The sequence below is a fragment of the Streptomyces sp. NPDC052225 genome (assembly GCF_040679615.1).
Taxonomy (GTDB): Bacteria; Actinomycetota; Actinomycetes; order Streptomycetales; family Streptomycetaceae; genus Streptomyces.
Window position 1 is genome coordinate 489,103 of record NZ_JBFAVD010000001.1, and the last position, 20,754, is coordinate 509,856.

A 20,754-nucleotide genomic window follows, 5' to 3' on the forward strand; every position below is an offset into this window, starting at 1 on the left:
ACACCCGATGGCATCTGACGGACAGTCAGAAACCCTTGTCCGTACGAGCAGGCCTCGTACGCGAGCCGTCCGGGAGGTCGTCGCCGTGCACCTCGCCCCCACCGCGCGTCAGCAGGAGCTCCGTGCTCACCTGCGCGCACGATTCCGTACGTTGATGCCGGACGGGCCGCCCGCCGGCGACGACGTCGCCGGGCAGCGCGCGGTGCTGCGCGGGCTCGGCGCCGAAGGGCTGCTCGGCCTCGGCTGGCCCGTCGCGTACGGCGGTCAGGGACGCGGCGCGGACGAGCAGTTCGTCTTCTTCGACGAGGCGTACCGCGCGGGCGCACCGGTCTCCATGGTCACGCTCAACACCGTCGGTCCTACGTTGATGAAGTACGGGACCGAGGAGCAGAAGGCCTACTTCCTGCCCCGGATCCTCAGCGGCGATCTCGTCTTCGCCATCGGCTACAGCGAGCCGTCCGCCGGGACCGACCTCGCCGCGCTGCGCACGCGCGCGGTGCGGGACGAGGCGAGCGGCGACTGGGTCGTCGACGGCCAGAAGGTCTTCACGTCGAACGCGCAGAACGCGGACTGGATCTGGCTCGCCTGCCGCACCGACCCGGACGCGCCGAAGCACCAGGGCATCTCGATCATCCTCGTGCCGACGGACGCCCCCGGGTTCTCGTGGACGCCGATCGAGACCGTCGGCGGGCTCACGACCACGGCGACGTACTACGACGGGATCCGCGTGCCCGCCTCGAACCTGGTCGGGGACCTGCACGGCGGCTGGGGTCTGATCACCAACCAGCTCAATCACGAGCGGGTCGCGCTCGCCGCGATCGGGATGCAGGCCGAGGACTTCTACGAGCGGGTGCTCGCCGCCGCCCGTACACCCGATCCGGTGACGGGTGAGCGGCGCGTTGACGCGACCTGGGTCCGTTCCCAACTGGCCGAAGTGCATGCCCGTCTGGCGGCAACGCGCCTGCTCAACTGGCGTTTGGTGCAGGACGTGGGGGCCGGCCGGCTGGCCCCCGGGGACGCCAGCGGCGTGAAGTTCGCGGGAACGGAATCCGCGATCGAGACGTATCGCATGTGTCAGCAGATCGCGGGCGATGCCGGATGGGTACGGGCCGGGTCGCCGGGGGCGTTCGGGGGGACGGGTGACGGGGGCGACGGGGGGACTGCCGTGGGGGACGGCGAGTTGGAGCGGATGAACCGGGCGGCGCAGATCAACACGTTCGGGGGCGGGGTGAGCGAGGTGCAGCGGGAGATCGTGGCCACCATGCGGCTCGGGATGAAGCGGGGGAGGCGGTGAAGGCGTTGTCGTACGAGGAGTTGAGGGCGTTCGAGGGGCGGGCCGCCGCCACCGGCAGTCCGGGGAAGGACCCGGTCAACGCGCCGATGATCCGGCACTGGTGCGAGGCCATGGGCGACACCAATCCGGCCTACGAGGGGCCGGACGCGATAGCGCCGCCGACGATGCTTCAGGCCTGGACGATGGGTGGCCTGTCCGGGTACGAGGGGCGCTCCCCCGCGCACGACGAACTGTTCGCGCTGCTCGACGGCGCGGGGTGCACCTCCGTCGTCGCGACCGACTGCGAGCAGGAGTATCTGCGGCCGCTGCGGCCCGGGGACGTGATCACGTACGACTCGGTGATCGAGTCGGTGTCGCCCCTGAAGACGACGAAATTGGGGACCGGGCACTTCGTCACGACGAGGATGGACGTCCGGGCGAACGGGGAGCCGGCCGGGACGCACCGGTTCCGGATCCTCAAGTACGCGCCCGCGCGGCGTGGTTCGGGTGCGCCGCCGGGTGCCGCGCCGGGTGCCGCGTCGGGTGCCTCGTCGGACGCGTCGTCGGATGCCGGGAAGAAGCTGCGGCCGCGGCCCGTCGTGAACCGGGACAACGCCGGGTTCTGGGAGGGCGTCGCCGAGCACCGGCTGCTCATCCAGCGCTGCCGGTCCTGCGAGACCCTCCGCTTCCCCTGGCTGCCGGGGTGCAACGCGTGCGGGGGGCAGGACTGGGACACCGTCGAGGCGAGCGGCGAGGGAAGCGTCTTCTCGTACGTCGTCATGCACCATCCGCCCTTCCCGGCCTTCGATCCGCCGTACGCGGTGGGCCTGGTGGAGCTGGCCGAGGGGGTGCGGATCGTGAGCAACGTCGTCGGGGTGCCGTACGACAAGGTGCGCATCGGGATGCCGGTGCGGCTGGAATTCCTGCGGGTGGACGACGAGTTGGAGCTGCCCGTCTTCCGCGCGGCCGAGGGCGGTGAGGTGTGACATGGACTTCACCCCCACCCCGGAGCAGGAGGCGGTACGGGATCTCGCCGCGCGGATCTTCGGCGATCTGTCCACGCCGGAGCGGCTCGCGGGGCTCGACGGCGGCACGGACGGCGAGCTGTGGAAGGCGCTGGGCGGCGCGGGCCTGCTCGGCGCCGTGGAGGAGACAGGGCTGCTCGGACTCGTCCTGATGCTGGAGGAGCAGGGCAGGACGACGGCACAGGTGCCGTTCGCGGCGAGCTGTGTGTTCGGGCTGCTCGCGGTGGGCGCGCACGGCGGCGCCGAGCAGCGGGAGCGGCTGCTGCCGGGGTTGCGGGACGGCTCGGCCGTGGCGGCGGGCGCGTTTCCGGCACGTACGGGGATCATGGTGGACGCCGAGAAGGCGGCCGGGCGGGCGCGGCTGAGCGGGACCGTGCCGTGGGTGCCGTGGCTGCGCGACGCCACGCATGTCCTGGTGGCGGTCCGCGAGAAAACTGTCCACAGCCTGTGGATGGCGCGGGCGGACGACGCCGGGTGCGAGCCGGTCGAGCTGACCGCGCCCTGGTCGGCGGGGCGGCTCGTGCTCGACGGCACGCCGGCGGAGCGGATCGGCGGCCCTGGCGCGTACGAGGACGTGCTCGCGACCGCGCGCACCGCGTTCGCCGGGCTCCAGGCGGGGGTCTGCGCGGGCTCGCTGGCCCGAGCGGTGGCTCACACGAACGAGCGGGAGCAGTTCGGCCGCCCGCTCGCGGCCAAGCAAGGGGTCCAACTCCGGGCCGCGGAGGCCCACATGGACGTCGAGGCGATCCGGGTCACCGCGTACGAGGCGGCCTGGCGGCGCGACGAGGGTCTCGCGTACGGCAGCCATGCGCTGACGGCGGCCTGGTGGGCGTCCGAGGGCGGCAAGCGCGTGGTGCACACGGGCCAGCATCTGCACGGCGGCATGGGCGCGGACCTCGACCATCCGGTGCACCGGCACTTCCTGTGGGGCCGGCAGCTGGACGGCTATCTGGGTGCGGCCCCCGAACTCCTGGCGGAACTGGGCGATGTGATCGCGGCTGGAGGCGAAGCGGCATGAAGGCGGGTGACGAACTGGCGCCCCTGGAGATCCCGGTGACGCGGACCCTGATCGTCGCGGGGGCGATCGCCTCCCGCGACTACCAGGACGTGCACCACGACGCGGAGCTGGCCCGGCAGAAGGGCTCCCCCGACATCTTCATGAACATCCTGACGACGAACGGCCTGGTGGGGCGGTACGTCACCGACCACTTCGGCCCCACGGCGACGCTCCGCAAGGTCGCGATACGGCTCGGCGCGCCCAACTACCCGGGGGACACCATGGTGTTGAGCGGGCAGATCACCGAGGTCGACGGGGAGACCGCGCGGGTGCGGATCACCGGCAGGAACGGCATCGGCGACCACGTCACCGGCACGGTCACGGTCACGGTCCCGGCCGCGGCCCCGGGTGTGGCCCCTGTCGTCGCCCCGCAGGGGAGCCCGTCATGAGCGTACGGACGAGGGACTCGCTCGGCGGGCGCGCGGCCGTCGCCGGGATCGGTGCCACCGAGTTCTCCAAGGACTCGGGGCGCAGCGAGTTGAAGCTCGCGGTGGAGGCGGTGCACGCGGCGCTCGACGACGCCGGGCTGACCCCCGGGGACGTCGACGGCATGGTCACGTTCACGATGGACACCAACCCGGAGATCACCGTCGCGCAGGCCGCGGGCATCGGGGAGCTGTCCTTCTTCTCCCGGGTGCACTACGGGGGCGGCGCGGCGTGCGGCACCGTGCAGCAGGCGGCCCTCGCGGTGGCGAGCGGAGTCGCCGAAGTCGTCGTCTGCTACCGGGCGTTCAACGAGAGGTCGGGACGGCGCTTCGGCTCGGGTGTGCAGCGGCGCGAGCCGTCGGCGGAGGGCGCGGCCCTCGGCTGGAACCTGCCGTTCGGGCTGCTCACCCCCGCGTCCTGGGTGGCGATGGCGGCCCAGCGCTATCTGCACACGTACGGGCTGACGCCCGAGGCGTTCGGCCACGTCGCGGTGGTGGACCGCATGTATGCGGCGACGAACCCGGCCGCGTACTTCTACGAGAAGCCGATCACGCTCGCCGACCACGCGGCCTCGCGCTGGATCGTCGAGCCGCTGCGGCTGCTCGACTGCTGCCAGGAGACGGACGGCGGGCAGGCGATCGTCGTGACCAGCGTCGAGCGGGCCCGCGATCTGCCGCACCCGCCCGCCGTGATCGCTGCGGCGGCCCAGGGCGCGGGCCGCGGGCAGGAGCAGATGACCAGCTTCTACCGGGACGGTCTGACCGGGCTGCCCGAAATGAGTGTCGTGGCACGGCAGTTGTGGCGTACGGCGGGGATCGGGCCCGGTGACATCGACGTCGGCATCCTCTACGACCACTTCACGCCGTTCGTGCTGATGCAGCTGGAGGAGTTCGGGTTCTGCGCGCCCGGTGAGGCGGCCGGCTTCGTCGCCGAGGAGCGGCTGCCGCTCAACACCCATGGCGGGCAGCTCGGGGAGGCGTATCTGCACGGGATGAACGGGATAGCGGAGGCCGTGCGCCAGGTGCGGGGCACGGCCGTGAACCAGATACCGGGCGCGGCCACGGCCCTGGTCACCGCGGGCACCGGAGTGCCCACATCGGGTCTGATTCTGGGGTCGGACGGCTGAACCGGGAGCGTGTCCGCGGCCTGTGAGCGACGCGGGCCCCTTCACTCGGCCCATGCACCGACAAAAGCTGATCATGGGACTTGTGCTGCTTCTGCTCGGGGTCGGTGTCCTGCCGACGTCCGCGGCGGACCGCCCCGCGCGGCCGCCCACGGCCGCGGTGGAAAGGACCGGGGCCGCCGCGCCGTGGGGAGCCGAGGTGCGCACCTTCCGCGGCCGGGCGTTCGACGTCTGCGCGGCGCCGTCGCGGGACACCATGCGCCGCTGGCGGTCGTCCGACTACCGCGCGGTGGGCGTCTACTACGGCGGCCGCGGCCGGGCCTGCCGCAAGCAGCCCGGGCTGAACCGCGGCTGGATGCGGGCGGTCGACCGGATGGGCTGGCGGGTGCTCCCGGTGTACGTCGGTTCGCAGGCGCCCTGCGTCACCGCGCAGCGCAAGAAGGGCGTGCGCATCGGGCGGCACCCGTGGCGCCAGGGCGTGCGCGAGGGCCGGGACGGGGTGCGCCGCGCCCAGAAGCTCGGCATCCAGCGGCACAGCCCGCTCTACCTCGACATGGAGGCCTACAACCTCCGCAAGCGGGGCTGCGCCCGCACGACGCTGTCCTTCGTACGGGCATGGGACAAGGAGGTGCGCAGGCACGGGTACATCCCCGGGTTCTACAGCAGCGCCGGGTCCGGGGTGCGGCACATGGAAGCGGCGCGTCGGGCCGGGGCGCGGGACCTGCCGTCGGTCATGTGGTTCGCGCGCTGGCACACCCGGCCCCATCTGTACCGGGAGCGCGTCCTGCGCCGGCACGCCTGGCACCCGCAGCGCCGGATCCACCAGTACGCGGGGAACGTGAAGGAGCGGCACGGCGGCCGTACCCTCGTCATCGACCGGAACCTGGTGCACGCGCCCGTCGCCCGGATCGGCTGAACCGGGCCGGCCGGGCGGGGCGGGCCGCACAGGGCTTCTCAGGGCCGAACCCTCAAGGGTCCTCATCCCCTCCTCCACCTTCAGGAGGTGGGGCTACCACCCCGCGTACAACCTGAGGCGGACGCCGCTTCGGGACCTCCGGCCGATCCGCGGTGGTAGGGGGCGCTCATAGCGTGGAGCCATGACCGCAACCCTGGCGTCTGTCTGCACCGGCGCATCGGAACCCGCCGTGCGGGCCGCGTCCGCCGCGTCATCGGCGTACCCGTCGTTCGCGTCGTACGTCCGTGCCCGTCAGCCCGTGCTGCTGCGCACCGCCCGGTCGCTGACCGCGAACCCGTGCGATGCCGAGGACCTGTTGCAGACCGCGCTCACCAAGACGTATGTCGCGTGGGACCGGATCGAGGACCACCGGGCGCTCGACGGCTATGTGCGCAGGGCCCTGCTGAACACGCGGACCTCGCAGTGGCGCAAGCGCAAGGTCGACGAGTTCGTCTGCGACGAGCTGCCCGAGCCGGCGAACGTGCTGCCCGCCGGGGACCCGGCCGAGCAGCAGGCCCTGCACGACGCGATGTGGCGCGCCATCATGAAACTGCCCGCGCGGCAGCGGGCCATGGTCGTCCTGCGCTACTACGAGGACCTGAGCGAGGCCCAGACGGCCGAGGTGCTCGGGGTGTCCATCGGCACCGTCAAGAGCGCCGTGTCGCGGGCGCTCGGGAAGCTGCGCGAGGACCCGGAGCTGCGGCCCGTCCGCGGCTGAGCTGGGCGGCTCAGGTGATCGATCATTCCGGGGAGTAGTGACATACCGCGTGGTATGCGGTGAGAATCGGCGGAACCTTACTGCTCCGTAGCGCCCACCGGGAGGACGCCGTGCTGAGCACGATGCAGGACGTACCGCTGACAGTCACCCGCATCCTGAACCACGGAATGCGAGTCCACGGCACCTCGAAGATCATCACGTGGACGGGTGAGGGCGAACCGCACCGCCGTACGTTCGCCGAGGCGGGTGCCCGCGCGGCCCAGCTCGCCCATGCGCTCCGCGACGACCTGGGCGTCACCGGCCACGACCGGGTCGCCACCCTGATGTGGAACAACGCAGAGCACGTCGAGGCCTATTACGCCGCGCCGTCCATGGGCGCTGTCCTGCACACCCTCAACCTGCGGCTGCCCGCGGACCAGTTGACGTGGATCGTGAACCACGCGGCCGACCGCGTGATCATCGTCAACGGTTCGCTGCTGCCGCTCATCGCGCCGCTGCTGCCCGCGCTCGGCACGGTCGAGCACCTCGTCGTCTCCGGCCCCGGCGACCGCAGCGTCCTCGAAGGCGCCCCGCAGCAGGTGCACGAGTACGAGGAGCTCATCGCCGGCAAGCCGACCACGTACGACTGGCCGGAGCTGGACGAACGCCGGGCCGCGGCCATGTGTTACACCTCCGGCACCACCGGCGACCCCAAGGGCGTCGTCTACTCGCACCGCTCCATCTACCTGCACTCCATGCAGGTCAACATGACCCAGTCGATGGGGCTCACCGACGCCGACACCTCGCTGGTCGTCGTCCCGCAGTTCCATGTGAACGCCTGGGGCCTGCCGCACGCCACGTTCATGACCGGCGTGAACATGCTGATGCCGGACCGCTTCCTGCAGCCCGCGCCGCTCGCCGAGATGATCGAGTCCGAGCGGCCCACGCACGCCGCCGCCGTCCCCACCATCTGGCAGGGCCTGCTCGCGGAGCTCACCGCGAAGCCGCGCGACGTCTCCTCCGTCACCCAGGTCACCATCGGCGGCGCCGCCTGCCCGCCCTCCCTGATGAAGGCGTTCGACGAGCTCGGCATGCGTGTCTGCCACGCCTGGGGCATGACCGAGACGTCCCCGCTCGGTACGGTCTCCCGACCGCCGGCCGGCGTCGAGCCGGGCAGCGACGAGGAGTTCGCCTACCGGCTGACCCAGGGCCGCTTCCCGGCCGGCGTCGAGGCCCGCCTCAGCGGCCCCGGCGGCGAGCACCTGCCCTGGGACGGCGAGTCCGCGGGCGAGCTGGAGGTGCGCGGGCCCTGGATCGCGGGCGCGTACTACGGAGGCAGCGGCGCGGACGCCGAACCGCTGCGCCCCGCCGACAAGTTCAGCGAGGACGGCTGGCTGAAGACCGGCGACGTCGGCACGATCAGCCCCGACGGCTTCCTCACCCTCACCGACCGCGCCAAGGACGTCATCAAGTCCGGCGGCGAGTGGATCTCCAGCGTCGACCTGGAGAACGCGCTGATGTCCCACCCGGACGTCGCCGAGGCCGCCGTCGTCGCCGTCCCGGACGAGAAGTGGGGCGAACGCCCGCTCGCCACCGTGGTGTTGAAGGAGGGCGCGAGCGCCGACTTCGAGTCGCTGCGGTCCTTCCTCGCCGAGAAGGTCGCCAAGTGGCAGCTGCCGGAGCGCTGGACGGTCATCGAGTCCGTCCCGAAGACGAGCGTCGGCAAGTTCGACAAGAAGGTGCTGCGCAGGCAGTACGCGGAGGGGGAGCTGGACGTCACGCGGCTGTGAGCATGCGGTGACGCGCGACTGTTTCACGTGAAACGTGAAGGGGCGGCCCGAACGGGCCGCCCCTTCACGCGTGTTGTCGCTAGTTGGTGCCGATCTTCGCCAGCAGGTCCACGATCCGGCTCTGCACCTCGCTGCTCGTCGAGCGCTCCGCGAGGAACAGCACCGTCTCCCCCGCGGCGAGCCGCGGCAGGTCGGCGTGGTCGACGGCGGCGGTGTAGACGACGAGCGGGGTGCGGTTCAACTGCCCGTTCGCCCGCAGCCAGTCGATGATGCCCGCGCGCCGACGGCGTACCTGGAGCAGATCCATCACGACCAGGTTCGGCCGCATCTGGGCCGCCGCCGTCACCGCGTCCGCGTCGCTCGCGGCCCGCGCGACCTGCATCCCGCGCCGCTCCAGCGTCGCCGTCAGCGCGAGCGCGATCTCCTCGTGCTCCTCGATGAGCAGCACGCGCGGCGGGTGCTGCTCGCTGTCCCGCGGCGCCAGCGCCTTGAGGAGTACGGCCGGATCGGCCCCGTACGCCGCCTCGCGCGTCGCCTGTCCCAGGCCCGCGGTCACCAGGACCGGGACCTCGGCCGCGACGGCGGCCTGGCGCAGCGACTGGAGTGCGGTGCGGGTGATCGGCCCGGTCAGCGGGTCCACGAACAGCGCGGCGGGGAACGCCGCGATCTGCGCGTCGACCTCCTCGCGGGAGTGCACGGTCACCGGGCGGTAGCCGCGGTCGCTCAGCGCCTGCTGCGTCGTCACGTCGGGCGCGGGCCACACCAGGAGCCGGCGCGGATTGTCCAGCGGCTCCGGGGGCAGCTCGTCGTCCATCGGCAGCGGCTGCGGCCGGTTGGCGACCTCGACCGCGCCGCCCGGGCCGTCGAGCGGCTCGGGGCCCTCGTCGGCGTCCCGGGCGGGCGCGCCGATCGCGTAGGCGCGGCCGGTGCCCTCCGTCGTGTTGCCCGCGAGCCGCGGGGGCTGCGGGTGCGGCCGGGCGGCCGTCCCCTGGGGCGTGCCCTGAGGCGGGGTCTGGGTCTGCGGCTGGTTCGCCGGGGCCTCCGGCTGCTCCTGCCGTGTGGACAGCCTGCGCCGCCGCCCGGAACCGCCGAGCGTGCCCTCCTGGGAGGGGAGCTGGGACGGGGTCCGCGGGATGCCCTGCGGGGGCGTCTGCGGTTGCGGCCGGCGCTGCTGCTCGGCCACCTGGCGCCCGAACGGCACGCCCTGGCCCAGCGTCCGCACGCTGAAGGCGCGGCCCTGCGTGGAGTCGGGGTCGACGGCCGCCGGGTTCGGCGGCGCCTCGGCGGGCAGCGGCTGAGCGGTACGCGGACGCGGCGCACCCTCCGGCGGCAGCGCGGCCCGGGTCGGGGTGCCCTGCGGCGGTGTGGTCTGCGCCGGGTGCGGCTGCGGCGGCGTGTGGTCCTCGGCGGGGTGCCCTCCCGCGGCGTCGTGCCGCTGCTCGTCGTCCTCGTCCTGCTCGACAGGTGCGGAGACGGGGGCGGGGTCGGGGGCGGGGCCGGCGGCGACGGGTGCGGGGGGTGCGATGGGCGGGGCAGGGACGGTGGGCACCTCTTCAGCCCCAGGAGCCCCAGGAGCAGCCGGTGCCACAGGGGCAGCAGGCGCTACGGGGACACCAGGTGCCGTGGGGACACCAGGGGCCATGGGAGCCGCGGGAGCCCCAGGCGCCTCAGCCGTCACAGGTGCCTCACCCGTCACCGGCACCTCGGCCGGCCGGTCGCTCTGCGCGGGCGGCAGCGCGAACACCTCGCGCGGGGCGGCCTCTTCGGTGCTCGCGGCGGCCTGCGCGGTGCCGAGCGCGCGCCGCGCCCGCCGCCCCGAAGGCTGCCCGGAGGCACCGGCCCCCGCCAGTTCCAGCTGGCCGTGCCCCGACGCGTCGCCGGACGCCGACGGCAGCGCGGGCAGTGCCGCCTGCGGAGATCCGTCGCGCCGGGCCCGGCGCCCGGTCGGCGTGGGAACGCCCTGCGGCGGCACCGTGTCACCCAGGCCCGAGGCGGGCGATCCCGCCGCGTGCTCGGCCGCGGTCACCACGGCGCCCTCGGCGGCGGAGGTCTCCACGGGGCGCGCCCGGCGCCGCCCGGTGCCGCCGGCCGTTCCTTCCTCGGCCGCGGGAAGCTGCGGCTGGGCGGGGGTGTCCGTGGTGACGGCCCCGGTCTCGTCGGCGGCCCGCCGCCCGCGCCGGCGGCCCGTGCCGCCGGACCGTGAACCGGGTTCGGCGGCCGCGTCGACCGGCAGCCCGCTCTCCAGGAACGAGTCCACCGAAGGCCCGGCCGCACGGCGTGCCCGGCGGCGCCCGCCACCGGTGGTCGCGGTGGCCTGCTCGGGCAGGTTCGGCGTGACCTCCGGGGCCGCGACGGTCCCGGGGGCGGGGGCGGCGACCGCCCCGGCCCCGTCGCCGAGCGGCAGATCGAGCACGTACGCGCTGCCGCTCATGCCCGGCACCTCATGCGTCTGGAGCACACCGCCGTGCGCCCGCACGATGCCCCGCACGATCGGCTCGTGGACGGGGTCGCCGCCCGAGTAGGGCCCGCGGACCTCGATGCGTACGCTCTCGCCGCGCAGCGCCGCGGCCACGACGATCGTCGAGTCCACGTAACCGGCGCCGGGCACGGCCGCCCGCGCGTTCCCGGTCGCGTCGATCCCCGCGACGTCGGCGATCAGGTGGGCGAGCGCGGTGGCGAGCCGCCCCGCGTCCACCTCGGCCTCGATCGGCGGCGCGTGCACCGCGAACTGGGCGCGTCCGGGCCCGATCAGCTCCACGGCCCCGTCGACACCGGCGGCGACGACGGCGTCCAGCATCACCTTCGTACGGAAAAGCTGCGCGCTGCCCGAATCGAGCAACTGGTAGGCCAGCACGTTGTCGACGAGGGTCGTCATCCGTGAGTAGCCGGCGGCCAGGTGGTGCAGGACCTGGTTGGCCTCGGGCCACAACTGCCCCGCGTCGTCGGCGGCGAGGTGCCCCAGCTCGCGGCGCAGCTCGTCGAGCGGCCCGCGCAGGGACTGGTCGAGGACGGCGAGCAGCTGCGAGTGGCGCGCCGCCAGCTCCTCGTAACGGTCCTTCTCGCGCTCCGCGAAGGCGGCGCCGCGCTCCCGCTCGGCGGACAGCTCCTCGGCGTGCTCCTCGCGCAGCGCGGCGAGCTCGGCGGTCAGTTCCCCGCGCACCCGCTCCAGCTCGGCGGCGCGCTCCTCGCGCTCCCGCTCGGCGGCCTCGTCGCGCCGGGCGATCTCCTCGGCGTGCTCGGTGACGAGCTTGTCGTAGGGACGGCGGTCGGTGAAGGTCATGACCGCGCCGACGAGTTGGTCCCCGTCGCGCACGGGCGCCGTCGTCATGTCGACGGGCAGCCGCTCGCCGTTCTTGGACCACAGGACCTGCCCGCGCACCCGGTGCTTGCGCCCGGAGCGCAGCGTGTCGGCGAGCGGCGACTCCTCGTACGGGAACGGCTCGCCGTCGGCGCGCGAGTGCAGCACGAGCGCGTGCAGCTCCTGGCCGCCCAGGTCACTGGCCCGGAAGCCGAGGATCTGCGCGGCGGCGGGGTTCACGAGCACGATCCGTCCGTCGGTGTCCGTCCCGACGACACCCTCCGCGGCGGCCCGCAGGATCATCTCCGTCTGCCGCTGCGAGCGGGCCAGTTCGGCTTCGGTGTCGACGGTCCCCGACAGGTCGCGCACGACGAGCATCAGCAGCTCGGAGCCGTTGTAGGAGGAACCCGCGGTGCTGTACGGGTCCACGGCGTCCCGCGCGCCGTCCGCCAGATTGGCGGAGGTGACCTCGACGGGGAACTCGGTGCCGTCGGTGCGGCGGGCCGTCATCCGGGTCGGCTTGGTGCGCCCGCGCTCGTCGGTGACGGTGTCGGGGCGGCGCATGGAGCCCGGGATCAGCCGGGAGTCGAACTCCGGCAGCAGATCGAGCAGTCCGCGCCCGACCAGTGCCGTGCCCGGGGCCTCGAAGGCCTCGAGGGCGATGGAATTGGCGTTGACGACGGTCCCGTTGGTGTTGACCAGCACCAATGCATCCGGGAGCGCATCGAGTATGGCTGCGAGGCGAGCAGCGCCTCGGGATGGCCTGCTGCTCACGACGACGCTTCCTCCCTGATTACCGCAACTTGCCGACTGCGCAGGCCATCTTGCCGCGCGGCCCGCAACGTGTCACGGGAGGGAGTCTACGGGCAGAGGTTGCGCTCGCGGCGCCGGATGAGAGGGAGCCCACGTAGAGGATGTGACGATCCGGCGCGGGCCGGGTCACGGCCGTGTGACCGATGGACCCACCGTCACGGAGCCGTCGCAGGCAGCACGGGGGTCAGCCGGTTCCACCGCGAGATCTCGCAGCCGTCGGTCAGCTTGTACGAGGCGTCGACGGACCGCCCGTGCCAGGTCCCGGTGACGTGCGCGGTGGCCGAGCCGCCGTACTGCATCGTGCAGTACGTCCCCGCGGGCACGGGCGCGAACGGGTCCTGGCCGGCCGCCGCGAGCTCGTCGAGCCGCCCGCAGGCCGCACGCGGATCCGGATGGCTCCCGCCGGCGGGCCCGCACTCCAGCTCGTACGTGCCGTCGTTCCCGTTGCCCGAATCGACGACGGAGACGGTGAGGCGGTCGGCGCCCGGAGCGTCCGGGGAGCCGAACGGGGGCGGCGGCATCCGGTACGGGCCGGTGTCCGCGTGGGCGCCGGCGGGCACGGCTGCGAGGACGGCGACGGAGGCGGCGGCGGTGAACAGCAGACGGGTCAGCGACATGCCGTGCTTAACGCCCGGCTCGCCACGACGTTGCGCCCGGCGTTACGCCTTTGCCCTGCGGCCTGCCCGCCTAGTACCGTGGGGGGCGATTGGTGACACGGCGCTCAGCTGTGTCATCATCTGCACGCAACCCACTCGCTCGCGCGGGCGGGACTGTGCTGGAGGCGTCGCCTAGTCCGGTCTATGGCGCCGCACTGCTAATGCGGTTTGGGACTTAAATCCCATCGAGGGTTCAAATCCCTCCGCCTCCGCCACATGATCCGGAGCCCCGGTCCACCAGGACCGGGGCTTCGGTGCTTCCAGGGAACGTTTCCGCAGGTCACAACGGGTGCGGCTAACGGATTTCACATGGCGGCGGCAGTCATGTAATGTTCTTCCTGTCGCCGGGACAGGCCGAAAGGCAAGGGCCGGAGACAACAACAGAACAAAAAACAAGCACTCGTAGCTTAACGGATAGAGCATCTGACTACGGATCAGAAGGTTGCAGGTTCGAATCCTGCCGAGTGCACACAGCCAAGAGGCCCCCGGAGATCATCCGGGGGCCTCTTGCGTTGCCCGACGACGGCATCCGGAGCGCGGGGGGTCCGCCTTGGATCTGCCGTGCCCGGAGCCCTGCGCTGTCAGTGGTGTGCGTCATCCTGGCTCGTATGACGTGGTGGTGCACCGGGATGCGGTGGCGTGGGGGGCGGCCGGCGTTCGGATGGGTCGGGGGCGAAGGGGTCGAGCGGTGGAGTGAGGTGCGGTTCGGGGAGGGCGTGGGGTTTCGGGTCGCGGGGGCGCGGCGGTGTCTCGGGGTGTGGCGGGGCGGGCGGCGGACCGTGTGTCCGGGGCGGGATGCCGTGCCGGTGCGGGGGACACGGGCGCAGTGCGACGAGTGTGCCGGGATCGACCGGGCGCATTCCGTGGCCGCCGACACCGTCGCCGACGATCCGCGGCCGTACCACGTGTATCTGGCCTGGTTCGGGGACGGGCTCGTGAAGGTGGGGATCACGGGGGTGGGGCGCGGGAGCGCGCGGCTCCTTGAACAGGGGGCCGTCGCTTTCACGTGGCTGGGGCGGGGGCCCCTGATGGCTGCGCGGCGGGCCGAGGAGTTGTTGCGGGTGGCGCTCGGGGTGCCGGACCGGATTCCGTACGAGAGGAAGCGGGCCGTGCGCGCGGGGGTCGGGGACGGGAGCGCCGAGCTGGTGCGGGCCCACGCGGTGGCCTGCGGGCTCGGCGGGTGGCCCGAGTCGCTGGAGCGGATGCCGTGCGAGGTCGTGGGGCACGGCGAGGTGTTCGGGCTCGGCGCCGTGGACCGGGTGGACGGCGTGGTCGGCGGGCTCGGGGAGGGGGCTGTCGTGGCGGGGACGGTCGTGGCGGCGGCCGGGCCCGATCTGCATCTCGTGGAGGCGGCGGGGCGGCGGCTCGTCGTCGATACGCGTGTGCTGGCCGGGTGGCCTTTGGAGCGGCCGGGGGAGGGCGCGGGGGCGGCGGGCGTGTCGGGGGTCGTCGTGCGGGAGGTGCCGAGGGTGCAGGACGGGTTGTTCTAGGTCGTGTCCGCAAAGTCCCTCCGTTCGCCCGGAGGGCGGGCCGCGTGGTGTCTGGTGCGTGCTCTCGGCGTGCCGGGTGCAAGGCCTCGTACTGGATGTACCCGGCCTTACGGCCGGTGCGGCGTCTTGGGGGGCGTGCGAGGCGTCGCGCGGCAGGAGGGACTTCGGGGACACGGCCCAGGGCCTGTCTCCCGGATTCCTCTCGGATTCCCTGGACAGCCGCGGCCGGGGCGGGCGACCGTGTGGGACATGAGTGATCAGAGCGTTGCGCCTGGCGCGGCCGGTGGGGATGTCCAGCCGCTGCCCGCCTTTGAACTGCCGTACTACGTCGTCGTGTTCACCTCCGTACGGACCGAGGGGGATCACGGGTACGGGGAGACCGCGGAGCGGATGGACGAGCTCGTGGCACGGATGCCGGGGTACCTCGGGCACGAGTCCGCGCGGACGCCCGGAGGGCTCGGGATCACCGTGTCGTACTTCCGGGACATCGACGCGATCGAGGAGTGGAGGTCCGTCGGCGAGCACCGCGCCGCGCAGAAGCAGGGGCGCGCCGAGTGGTACGAGCGGTACACGGTGCACGTCGCCAAGGTGGAGCGCAGTCATGGGTTCGCGCGTGGATGAGGCCGGGCGGGTACGGGAGTTCCTCGCACGTCACCGGCTGCCCGGGCTCGTCGACGTGCACACGCACTTCATGCCGGAGCGGGTGCTGCGCAAGGTGTGGGCGTACTTCGACGCCGTCGGGCCGATGACCGGCGTCGCGTGGCCGATCACGTACCGCGAGGAGGAGGACCGGCGGGTCGAGCTGCTGCGGGAGTTCGGGGTCACCGCCTTCACCGCCATGCTCTACCCGCACAAGGCCGGCATGGCGCAGTGGCTGAACGGGTGGGCCGTGGAGTTCGCCGGTCGGACGCCTGGGTGTCTGCACACCGCCACCTTCTTTCCCGAGGCCGGCGCCGAGGCGTATGTGCGGCGGGCCCTGGAGGACGGGGCCCGGGTGTTCAAGGCGCATGTGCAGGTGGGGGGTTACGACCCGAACGATCCGCTGCTGGACCCCGTGTGGGGGCTGCTCGCCGAGGCGGGCGTGCCCGTCGTGACGCACTGCGGGTCGGGGCCCGCGCCCGGCAAGCACACCGGGCCGGAGCCGATGGGGCGGGTGCTCGCGCGCCATCCCCGGCTGCCGTTGATCGTCGCGCACATGGGGATGCCGGAGTACACCGACTTCCTTGACCTGGCCGAGCGCTACCCCGAGGTGCGGCTCGACACGACGATGGCGTTCACCGACTTCAGCGAGGCGCAGGCGCCCTTTCCCGTACGGGAGTTGGGGCGGCTGCGGGACCTGGGGCACCGGGTGCTGCTCGGGAGCGACTTCCCGAACATTCCGTACCCGTACGTGCATCAGCTGGAGGCGATCGAGCGGCTCGGGCTGGGGGACGCATGGGTGCGGGCCGTCTGCCATGACAACGGCAGGGACCTCTTCCGCCTCTGAGGTCGGCTCTGACGCCGGCGCTGTGGGGCGGCTGTGCGTTTCTCAGGGTTTTCACAGGTTCGGGAAAGGGTGTTCTCAGAGGGGCGCCGCAAGGTTGCACCATGACCGCGACCTCGCCCCAGGGGCGTACCGAACTGCTGAGGCCGGACGGGAGCCCCGTCCGGGTGCTTGTCGTGGACGACGAGCAGTCCATCACCGAGCTGTTGTCCATGGCCCTGCGCTATGAGGGCTGGCAGATCCGTGCCGCCGGTGACGGGTCGGGAGCCGTGCAGACCGCACGGGAGTTCCGGCCCGACGCCGTCGTGCTCGACATGATGCTGCCGGACATGGACGGGCTGAGCGTGCTCGGGCGGCTGCGTCGTGAGCTGCCGGACGTGCCGGTGCTGTTTCTGACCGCCAAGGACGCCGTCGAGGACCGCATCGCGGGGCTGACGGCCGGGGGCGACGACTACGTCACCAAGCCGTTCAGCCTCGAGGAGGTCGTCGCGCGGCTGCGCGGGCTGATCCGCAGGACCGGCGCCGCGGACCGGCGCAGCGACTCCGTGCTCGTCGTGGGCGACCTCATGCTCGACGAGGACAGCCACGAGGTGTCGCGGGGCGGTGCCCACATCCACCTCACCGCGACCGAGTTCGAGCTGCTGCGGTTCCTCATGCGCAATCCGCGGCGCGTGCTCAGCAAGGCGCAGATCCTGGACCGGGTGTGGAGCTACGACTTCGGCGGCCAGGCCAACGTCGTCGAGCTGTACATCTCCTATCTGCGGCGGAAGATCGACGCCGGGCGTGAGCCGATGATCCACACGCGGCGCGGGGCGGGTTATCTGATCAAGCCGGCCGCGACGACGGTGGCGTGAGCCGGCGGCGCGGGGCCAGGACACTGCGGACCCGGCTCGTGGTGTCGGCCGTCGCGTTGATCGCCGTCGTCGCCGCGGTGATCGGGACCGTGACCACGGTGGCGGTGAGCAGTTCGCTCTACGAGCGCCTGGACTCCGACCTCACCTCGATCGCCCATCGGGCCGAGGGCGGCAAGCAGCCCGTGAAGCCCGGCGAGGCGTCGTCGCAGACCCAGCCGCCCGATATCGATGTCGACCAGAAGCTGCGCTTCGTGGTCGGCGGCGGGTCGCCGAAGGACACCGTGGGCGCCGTGGTGGACGACGGCACGGTCACCGCGTCCGAGCGCGGCACGGGCGGCTTCGCCACCGCCGACCTCACGGAGGATCAGCGGAGCGAGCTCGCGGCCGTGTCCGACGACGGCGACATCCACGGTGTCGACCTGACGGACCTCGGCACGTACCGGGTGAAGGCCGTGCACACGGTCGACGGCGACACCGTCGTCGTGGGGGTGCCGGTCTCCCAGGTCCAGGACACCGTCCGGACCCTGATCCTCGTCGAGCTCTCCGTCACCGCGGCCGGGCTCGTCGCCGCCGGGATCACCGGCGCCCTCATGATCGGCCTCGCCCTGCGCCCCCTGCGCCGCGTGGCCGCGACGGCGACCCGCGTCTCCGAACTCCCGCTCCACAGCGGCGAAGTCACCCTCTACGAGCGCGTGCCCGACACCGAGGCCGATCCGCGGACCGAGGTCGGGCAGGTCGGGGCCGCGCTCAACCGGATGCTCGACCATGTGCACGGGGCGTTGCAGGCACGCCAGCAGAGCGAGACGCGCGTACGGCAGTTCGTCGCCGACGCCAGTCACGAGCTGCGCACGCCGCTCGCCTCCATCCGCGGTTACGCCGAACTGACCCGGCGCGGCCGCGAGGAGACCGGTCCCGACACCCGGCACGCCCTCGGCCGGATCGAGTCCGAGGCGCATCGCATGACAGGCCTCGTGGAGGACCTGCTGCTGCTCGCGCGGCTCGATGCCGGGCGACCCCTGTCGTACGAGCCGACGGACCTGTCGCCGCTGGTCGTCGACGCGCTCAGTGATGCCCGCGCCGCCGGCCAGGGTCACGCCTGGCGTCTCGAACTGCCCGATGAACCGGCCACCGTGCTCGCCGACTCCGCGCGGCTGCACCAGGTCCTCGTCAACCTGCTCGCGAACGCCCGTACGCACACGCCACCGGGCACGACCGTCACCGCACGCGTCCACGGGCACGGCCCCCGGGTCTGCCTCGACATCCAGGACGACGGGCCCGGCATCCCCGCCGGGCTGCTGCCGCACGTCTTCGAGCGGTTCGCGCGCGGTGACTCGTCGCGGTCGCGGAAGGCGGGCTCCACGGGGCTCGGCCTGGCCATCGTGCAGGCCGTCGCGGCCGCGCACGGCGGCGCCGTGACCGTGGACTCGGTGCCCGGCAGGACGGTGTTCACCGTGCACCTGCCGGCGTACGTCGATCCCACTGTGCCCGCCGGATGCGCACAGCCGTACTCACAGGCGGGCCAAAGCCTCACCACACAGCGCTGACAGGGCAGTTGGCGAATGTCGGTGGCATGCGAACCGACTCTTCTCCGGGCATCGACCCCACCGCCGCGAGGTTCGGGGCGCTGCCGGCGCGGGAGCACCTCCCCGCGGGCAGCGGCGATGTGCCGGTCCTGGACGTTGTCGTCCCCGTCCACAACGAGGAGAAGGACCTCGGCGCGTGTGTGCACAGGCTGCACCGGCACCTGGTCCGCACCTTCCCCTACCGCTTCCGGATCACGGTCGCGGACAACGCCTCCGCCGACACCACGCCCCAGGTGGCGCACCGGCTGACCACCGAGCTGCCGGGAGTCTCGTACGTCCGTCTTGAGCAGAAGGGGCGCGGGCGTGCCCTGCGCACCGTCTGGTCGGCGTCCGACGCGCCGGTCCTCGCGTACATGGACGTGGACCTGTCCACCGACCTGAACGCGCTCCTCCCGCTCGTCGCGCCGCTGATCTCCGGGCACTCGGACCTCGCGATCGGGTCCCGGCTCACCCGCTCGTCGCGCGTCGTGCGCGGCCCGAAGCGGGAGTTCATCTCACGCGCCTACAACCTGATCCTGCGCGGCTCGCTCCAGGCCCGCTTCTCCGACGCCCAGTGCGGTTTCAAGGCGATCCGGCGTGATGTCGCGCAGGTGCTGCTCCCGCTGGTGGAGGACACCGGCTGGTTCTTCGACACCGAGATGCTGGTGCTCGCCGAGCGCGCCGGGCTGCGTATCCACGAAGTGCCCGTCGACTGGGTCGACGACCCGGACTCGACGGTCCACATCGTGAAGACGGCGACCGAGGACCTGAAGGGTGTGTGGCGGGTCGGCAAGGCCCTCGCCACCGGGTCGCTCGCGCTCGACCGGCTCGCCCGCCCCTTCGGAGACGACCCGCGCGACCGTCAGCTCGCCGGAGTCCCGCGCGGGTTGGCGCGTCAGCTGGTCGGCTTCTGCGTGGTCGGTGCCCTGTCGACGCTGCTGTATCTGCTGCTCTACTCCGGCTTCCGTACGTCCTCGGGCGCGCAGGTCGCCAACGCGCTCGCCCTGTTCGTCTCGGCGCTCGCCAACACGGCCGTCAACCGGCGCCTCACCTTCGGGGTGCGCGGCCGTGACGGTGCCGTGCGCCACCAGGCGCAGGGCATCGTCGTCTTCGGCATCGGGTGGGCGCTGACCAGCGGTTCGCTGGCCGCCCTGAACACCGCGTCCGGCGACGCCGCGCACTCCACCGAACTGGCCGTGCTCATCGCGGCCAACCTCGCGGGGACCGTGCTGCGCTTTCTGCTCTTCCGGGCGTGGGTGTTCCCCGCGAGCAGTTCAAGCCCCCGCGGCGATTGAGCCCCGGGCCCCGGCGCCGTTCCCCGCGCCCCTAGCGGGGCAGCGCGACCTCTGCGATCACCGGGCGATGGTCCGATGCCGCCGGCTCCGGCGGCACCGAGACGCTCCGGACCCGCACGCCCTCCCCCACCGCCACATAATCGATCCGCTTCACCGGCGCATCCGCCGGATACGTGTCGCCCCCGTTCACCGGCCCGGCATCCCTCAACTCCCGCCACAGCGGTTCCAGCTCCCCCGCGGAGCGCTCCGCGTTGAAGTCGCCGAGGAGCACCTGACGCGCCCCCGGGACGGCCTCCCGTTCGGACGCCATGATGCGGCGGGTGTCCGCGACCTGGGCGATCCGGACCGACGGGTCGGCGCGGTAGTCGAGGTGGGTGACGAACACCTGGAGCGGGATGCCGCGCACCTTGAGCGTCACCTCCCCGAACCCGGGCGCCGGGGCCGGCACCGGGTTCGGGTCCTGGGTGGAGAGCCGGGTGATCTCGTGGTTGGCGGCCGACCGGATCGGATACCGGGACAGGACCGCGACCCCGTACTCGCGCCGCGGGCCGCCGGCCGTCACCGGATCGAGGCTGTAGATCGGCGCGAACGACACCCGCATCCCGAGCCGGTCCGCCAACTCCCGCGCCACGTCGAGGTCCTGGCTGCGCGCGCCCCAGTGGACGTCGACCTCCTGGAGCCCGATCACATCCGCGTCGAGCGCCCGCAGCGCGGCGGCCTGGCGGTCGAGATCGAAGACGTTGTCCATGCCGGACCCGGCGTGGATGTTGTACGTGGCGATCCGGAGGGGAACGGCTCCGTGCGCGTCGGCGGAGGCGGGAGGTGCCGCCGCGACCAGGCTCAGCAGTACGGCGGGCAGGGTCAGTCGGGGCAGTGCCCGGACAGGAATCGGCATGCTCGGAACCGTAGGCGGAAAACCTTCTTGTACAGCGTACGAGTTCTCCTTTACGCTGTATA

Annotated in this window: 17 protein-coding genes and 2 tRNA genes; 16 read left to right on the forward strand and 3 right to left on the reverse strand. The window is 72.8% G+C overall.

Going from position 1 to position 20,754, the window contains the following annotated elements; all coding sequences use genetic code 11:
• The first annotated feature begins 85 nt into the window (after window positions 1-85).
• The 8 genes from AB0L37_RS02440 (at window position 86) to AB0L37_RS02475 (ending at window position 8,346) form a co-directional block, all read left to right on the forward strand.
• Window positions 86-1,294, forward strand: coding sequence for an acyl-CoA dehydrogenase family protein (locus AB0L37_RS02440; RefSeq protein ID WP_365498827.1), 1,209 nt, complete (start codon window positions 86-88; stop codon window positions 1,292-1,294).
• A complete protein-coding gene (locus tag AB0L37_RS02445) occupies window positions 1,291-2,259 on the forward strand; it encodes a bifunctional MaoC family dehydratase N-terminal/OB-fold nucleic acid binding domain-containing protein (protein WP_365498830.1) in 969 nt (322 codons plus the stop codon). The genes AB0L37_RS02440 and AB0L37_RS02445 overlap by 4 nt, the downstream gene beginning before the upstream one ends.
• Window position 2,260: 1 nt before the next feature.
• Complete coding sequence (locus tag AB0L37_RS02450) at window positions 2,261-3,316, forward strand: acyl-CoA dehydrogenase family protein (protein ID WP_365498834.1); 1,056 nt, start codon at window positions 2,261-2,263, stop codon at window positions 3,314-3,316.
• Window positions 3,313-3,744, forward strand: a complete 432-nt coding sequence (locus AB0L37_RS02455) for a MaoC family dehydratase (RefSeq protein ID WP_365498838.1) — start codon at window positions 3,313-3,315, stop codon at window positions 3,742-3,744. Before AB0L37_RS02450 ends, AB0L37_RS02455 begins: the two co-directional genes overlap by 4 nt.
• On the forward strand, window positions 3,741-4,907 hold the full coding sequence (locus AB0L37_RS02460) for a lipid-transfer protein (protein ID WP_365498841.1): 1,167 nt from the start codon (window positions 3,741-3,743) through the stop codon (window positions 4,905-4,907). Before AB0L37_RS02455 ends, AB0L37_RS02460 begins: the two co-directional genes overlap by 4 nt.
• Window positions 4,908-4,959: 52 nt before the next feature.
• A complete protein-coding gene (locus AB0L37_RS02465) occupies window positions 4,960-5,820 on the forward strand; it encodes a DUF1906 domain-containing protein (protein WP_365498844.1) in 861 nt (286 codons plus the stop codon).
• Between the two features lie 181 nt (window positions 5,821-6,001).
• Window positions 6,002-6,577 (forward strand): SigE family RNA polymerase sigma factor, encoded by a 576-nt coding sequence (locus AB0L37_RS02470; protein ID WP_365498847.1) that lies wholly within the window; start codon window positions 6,002-6,004, stop codon window positions 6,575-6,577.
• A 110-nt stretch (window positions 6,578-6,687) separates the two neighbouring features.
• Entirely contained in the window at window positions 6,688-8,346 is a 1,659-nt protein-coding gene (locus tag AB0L37_RS02475) for a long-chain fatty acid--CoA ligase (RefSeq protein WP_365498850.1), read from the forward strand.
• A gap of 79 nt (window positions 8,347-8,425) precedes the next feature.
• On the opposite strand, the gene AB0L37_RS02480 is transcribed toward AB0L37_RS02475, so the two are convergent.
• Both AB0L37_RS02480 and AB0L37_RS02485 read right to left on the reverse strand, forming a co-directional pair.
• Window positions 8,426-12,418: a PAS domain-containing protein gene (locus tag AB0L37_RS02480; protein WP_365498853.1), complete on the reverse strand. Its 3,993-nt coding sequence runs from the start codon at window positions 12,416-12,418 to the stop codon at window positions 8,426-8,428.
• A 194-nt stretch (window positions 12,419-12,612) separates the two neighbouring features.
• Window positions 12,613-13,074 (reverse strand): SSI family serine proteinase inhibitor, encoded by a 462-nt coding sequence (locus AB0L37_RS02485; RefSeq protein WP_365498856.1) that lies wholly within the window; start codon window positions 13,072-13,074, stop codon window positions 12,613-12,615.
• Window positions 13,075-13,234: 160 nt separating this feature from the next.
• Here AB0L37_RS02485 and AB0L37_RS02490 point away from each other — a divergent pair.
• The 8 genes from AB0L37_RS02490 to AB0L37_RS02525 all read left to right on the forward strand — a co-directional run bounded on the left by AB0L37_RS02490 (window position 13,235) and on the right by AB0L37_RS02525 (window position 19,797).
• A tRNA-Ser gene (locus tag AB0L37_RS02490) sits at window positions 13,235-13,328 on the forward strand.
• Between the two features lie 181 nt (window positions 13,329-13,509).
• Window positions 13,510-13,582 (forward strand) — tRNA-Arg (locus tag AB0L37_RS02495).
• Window positions 13,583-13,742: 160 nt separating this feature from the next.
• Window positions 13,743-14,603 (forward strand): DUF2797 domain-containing protein, encoded by an 861-nt coding sequence (locus AB0L37_RS02500; protein WP_365498859.1) that lies wholly within the window; start codon window positions 13,743-13,745, stop codon window positions 14,601-14,603.
• Window positions 14,604-14,852: 249 nt separating this feature from the next.
• Window positions 14,853-15,224: an antibiotic biosynthesis monooxygenase gene (locus AB0L37_RS02505; protein WP_365498862.1), complete on the forward strand. Its 372-nt coding sequence runs from the start codon at window positions 14,853-14,855 to the stop codon at window positions 15,222-15,224.
• A complete protein-coding gene (locus AB0L37_RS02510; RefSeq protein ID WP_365498865.1) occupies window positions 15,205-16,089 on the forward strand; it encodes an amidohydrolase family protein in 885 nt (294 codons plus the stop codon). Before AB0L37_RS02505 ends, AB0L37_RS02510 begins: the two co-directional genes overlap by 20 nt.
• Before the next feature lie 101 nt (window positions 16,090-16,190).
• Window positions 16,191-16,940, forward strand: coding sequence for a response regulator transcription factor (locus tag AB0L37_RS02515; RefSeq protein ID WP_365498868.1), 750 nt, complete (start codon window positions 16,191-16,193; stop codon window positions 16,938-16,940).
• Entirely contained in the window at window positions 16,937-18,484 is a 1,548-nt protein-coding gene (locus AB0L37_RS02520; RefSeq protein ID WP_365498871.1) for a HAMP domain-containing sensor histidine kinase, read from the forward strand. The genes AB0L37_RS02515 and AB0L37_RS02520 overlap by 4 nt, the downstream gene beginning before the upstream one ends.
• A 26-nt stretch (window positions 18,485-18,510) precedes the next feature.
• Entirely contained in the window at window positions 18,511-19,797 is a 1,287-nt protein-coding gene (locus AB0L37_RS02525) for a bifunctional glycosyltransferase family 2/GtrA family protein (protein ID WP_365498874.1), read from the forward strand.
• A gap of 31 nt (window positions 19,798-19,828) precedes the next feature.
• Here AB0L37_RS02525 and AB0L37_RS02530 read toward each other — a convergent pair whose 3' ends face one another.
• Window positions 19,829-20,692, reverse strand: coding sequence for an endonuclease/exonuclease/phosphatase family protein (locus tag AB0L37_RS02530; RefSeq protein WP_365498877.1), 864 nt, complete (start codon window positions 20,690-20,692; stop codon window positions 19,829-19,831).
• Between the last annotated feature and the right edge of the window lie 62 nt (window positions 20,693-20,754).

What these genes read in the sequence shown, in the direction of transcription:
- AB0L37_RS02460 (WP_365498841.1), top strand. Translation starts at nt 3,741, where the DNA reads ATGAGCGTACGGACGAGGGACTCGCTCGGCGGGCGCGCGGCCGTCGCC.
- AB0L37_RS02485 (WP_365498856.1), bottom strand. Translation starts at nt 13,074, where the DNA reads ATGTCGCTGACCCGTCTGCTGTTCACCGCCGCCGCCTCCGTCGCCGTC.
- AB0L37_RS02525 (WP_365498874.1), top strand. Translation starts at nt 18,511, where the DNA reads ATGCGAACCGACTCTTCTCCGGGCATCGACCCCACCGCCGCGAGGTTC.
- AB0L37_RS02450 (WP_365498834.1), top strand. Translation starts at nt 2,261, where the DNA reads ATGGACTTCACCCCCACCCCGGAGCAGGAGGCGGTACGGGATCTCGCC.
- AB0L37_RS02510 (WP_365498865.1), top strand. Translation starts at nt 15,205, where the DNA reads ATGGGTTCGCGCGTGGATGAGGCCGGGCGGGTACGGGAGTTCCTCGCA.
- AB0L37_RS02455 (WP_365498838.1), top strand. Translation starts at nt 3,313, where the DNA reads ATGAAGGCGGGTGACGAACTGGCGCCCCTGGAGATCCCGGTGACGCGG.
- AB0L37_RS02465 (WP_365498844.1), top strand. Translation starts at nt 4,960, where the DNA reads ATGCACCGACAAAAGCTGATCATGGGACTTGTGCTGCTTCTGCTCGGG.
- AB0L37_RS02500 (WP_365498859.1), top strand. Translation starts at nt 13,743, where the DNA reads ATGCGGTGGCGTGGGGGGCGGCCGGCGTTCGGATGGGTCGGGGGCGAA.
- AB0L37_RS02505 (WP_365498862.1), top strand. Translation starts at nt 14,853, where the DNA reads ATGAGTGATCAGAGCGTTGCGCCTGGCGCGGCCGGTGGGGATGTCCAG.
- AB0L37_RS02470 (WP_365498847.1), top strand. Translation starts at nt 6,002, where the DNA reads ATGACCGCAACCCTGGCGTCTGTCTGCACCGGCGCATCGGAACCCGCC.
- AB0L37_RS02530 (WP_365498877.1), bottom strand. Translation starts at nt 20,692, where the DNA reads ATGCCGATTCCTGTCCGGGCACTGCCCCGACTGACCCTGCCCGCCGTA.
- AB0L37_RS02515 (WP_365498868.1), top strand. Translation starts at nt 16,191, where the DNA reads ATGACCGCGACCTCGCCCCAGGGGCGTACCGAACTGCTGAGGCCGGAC.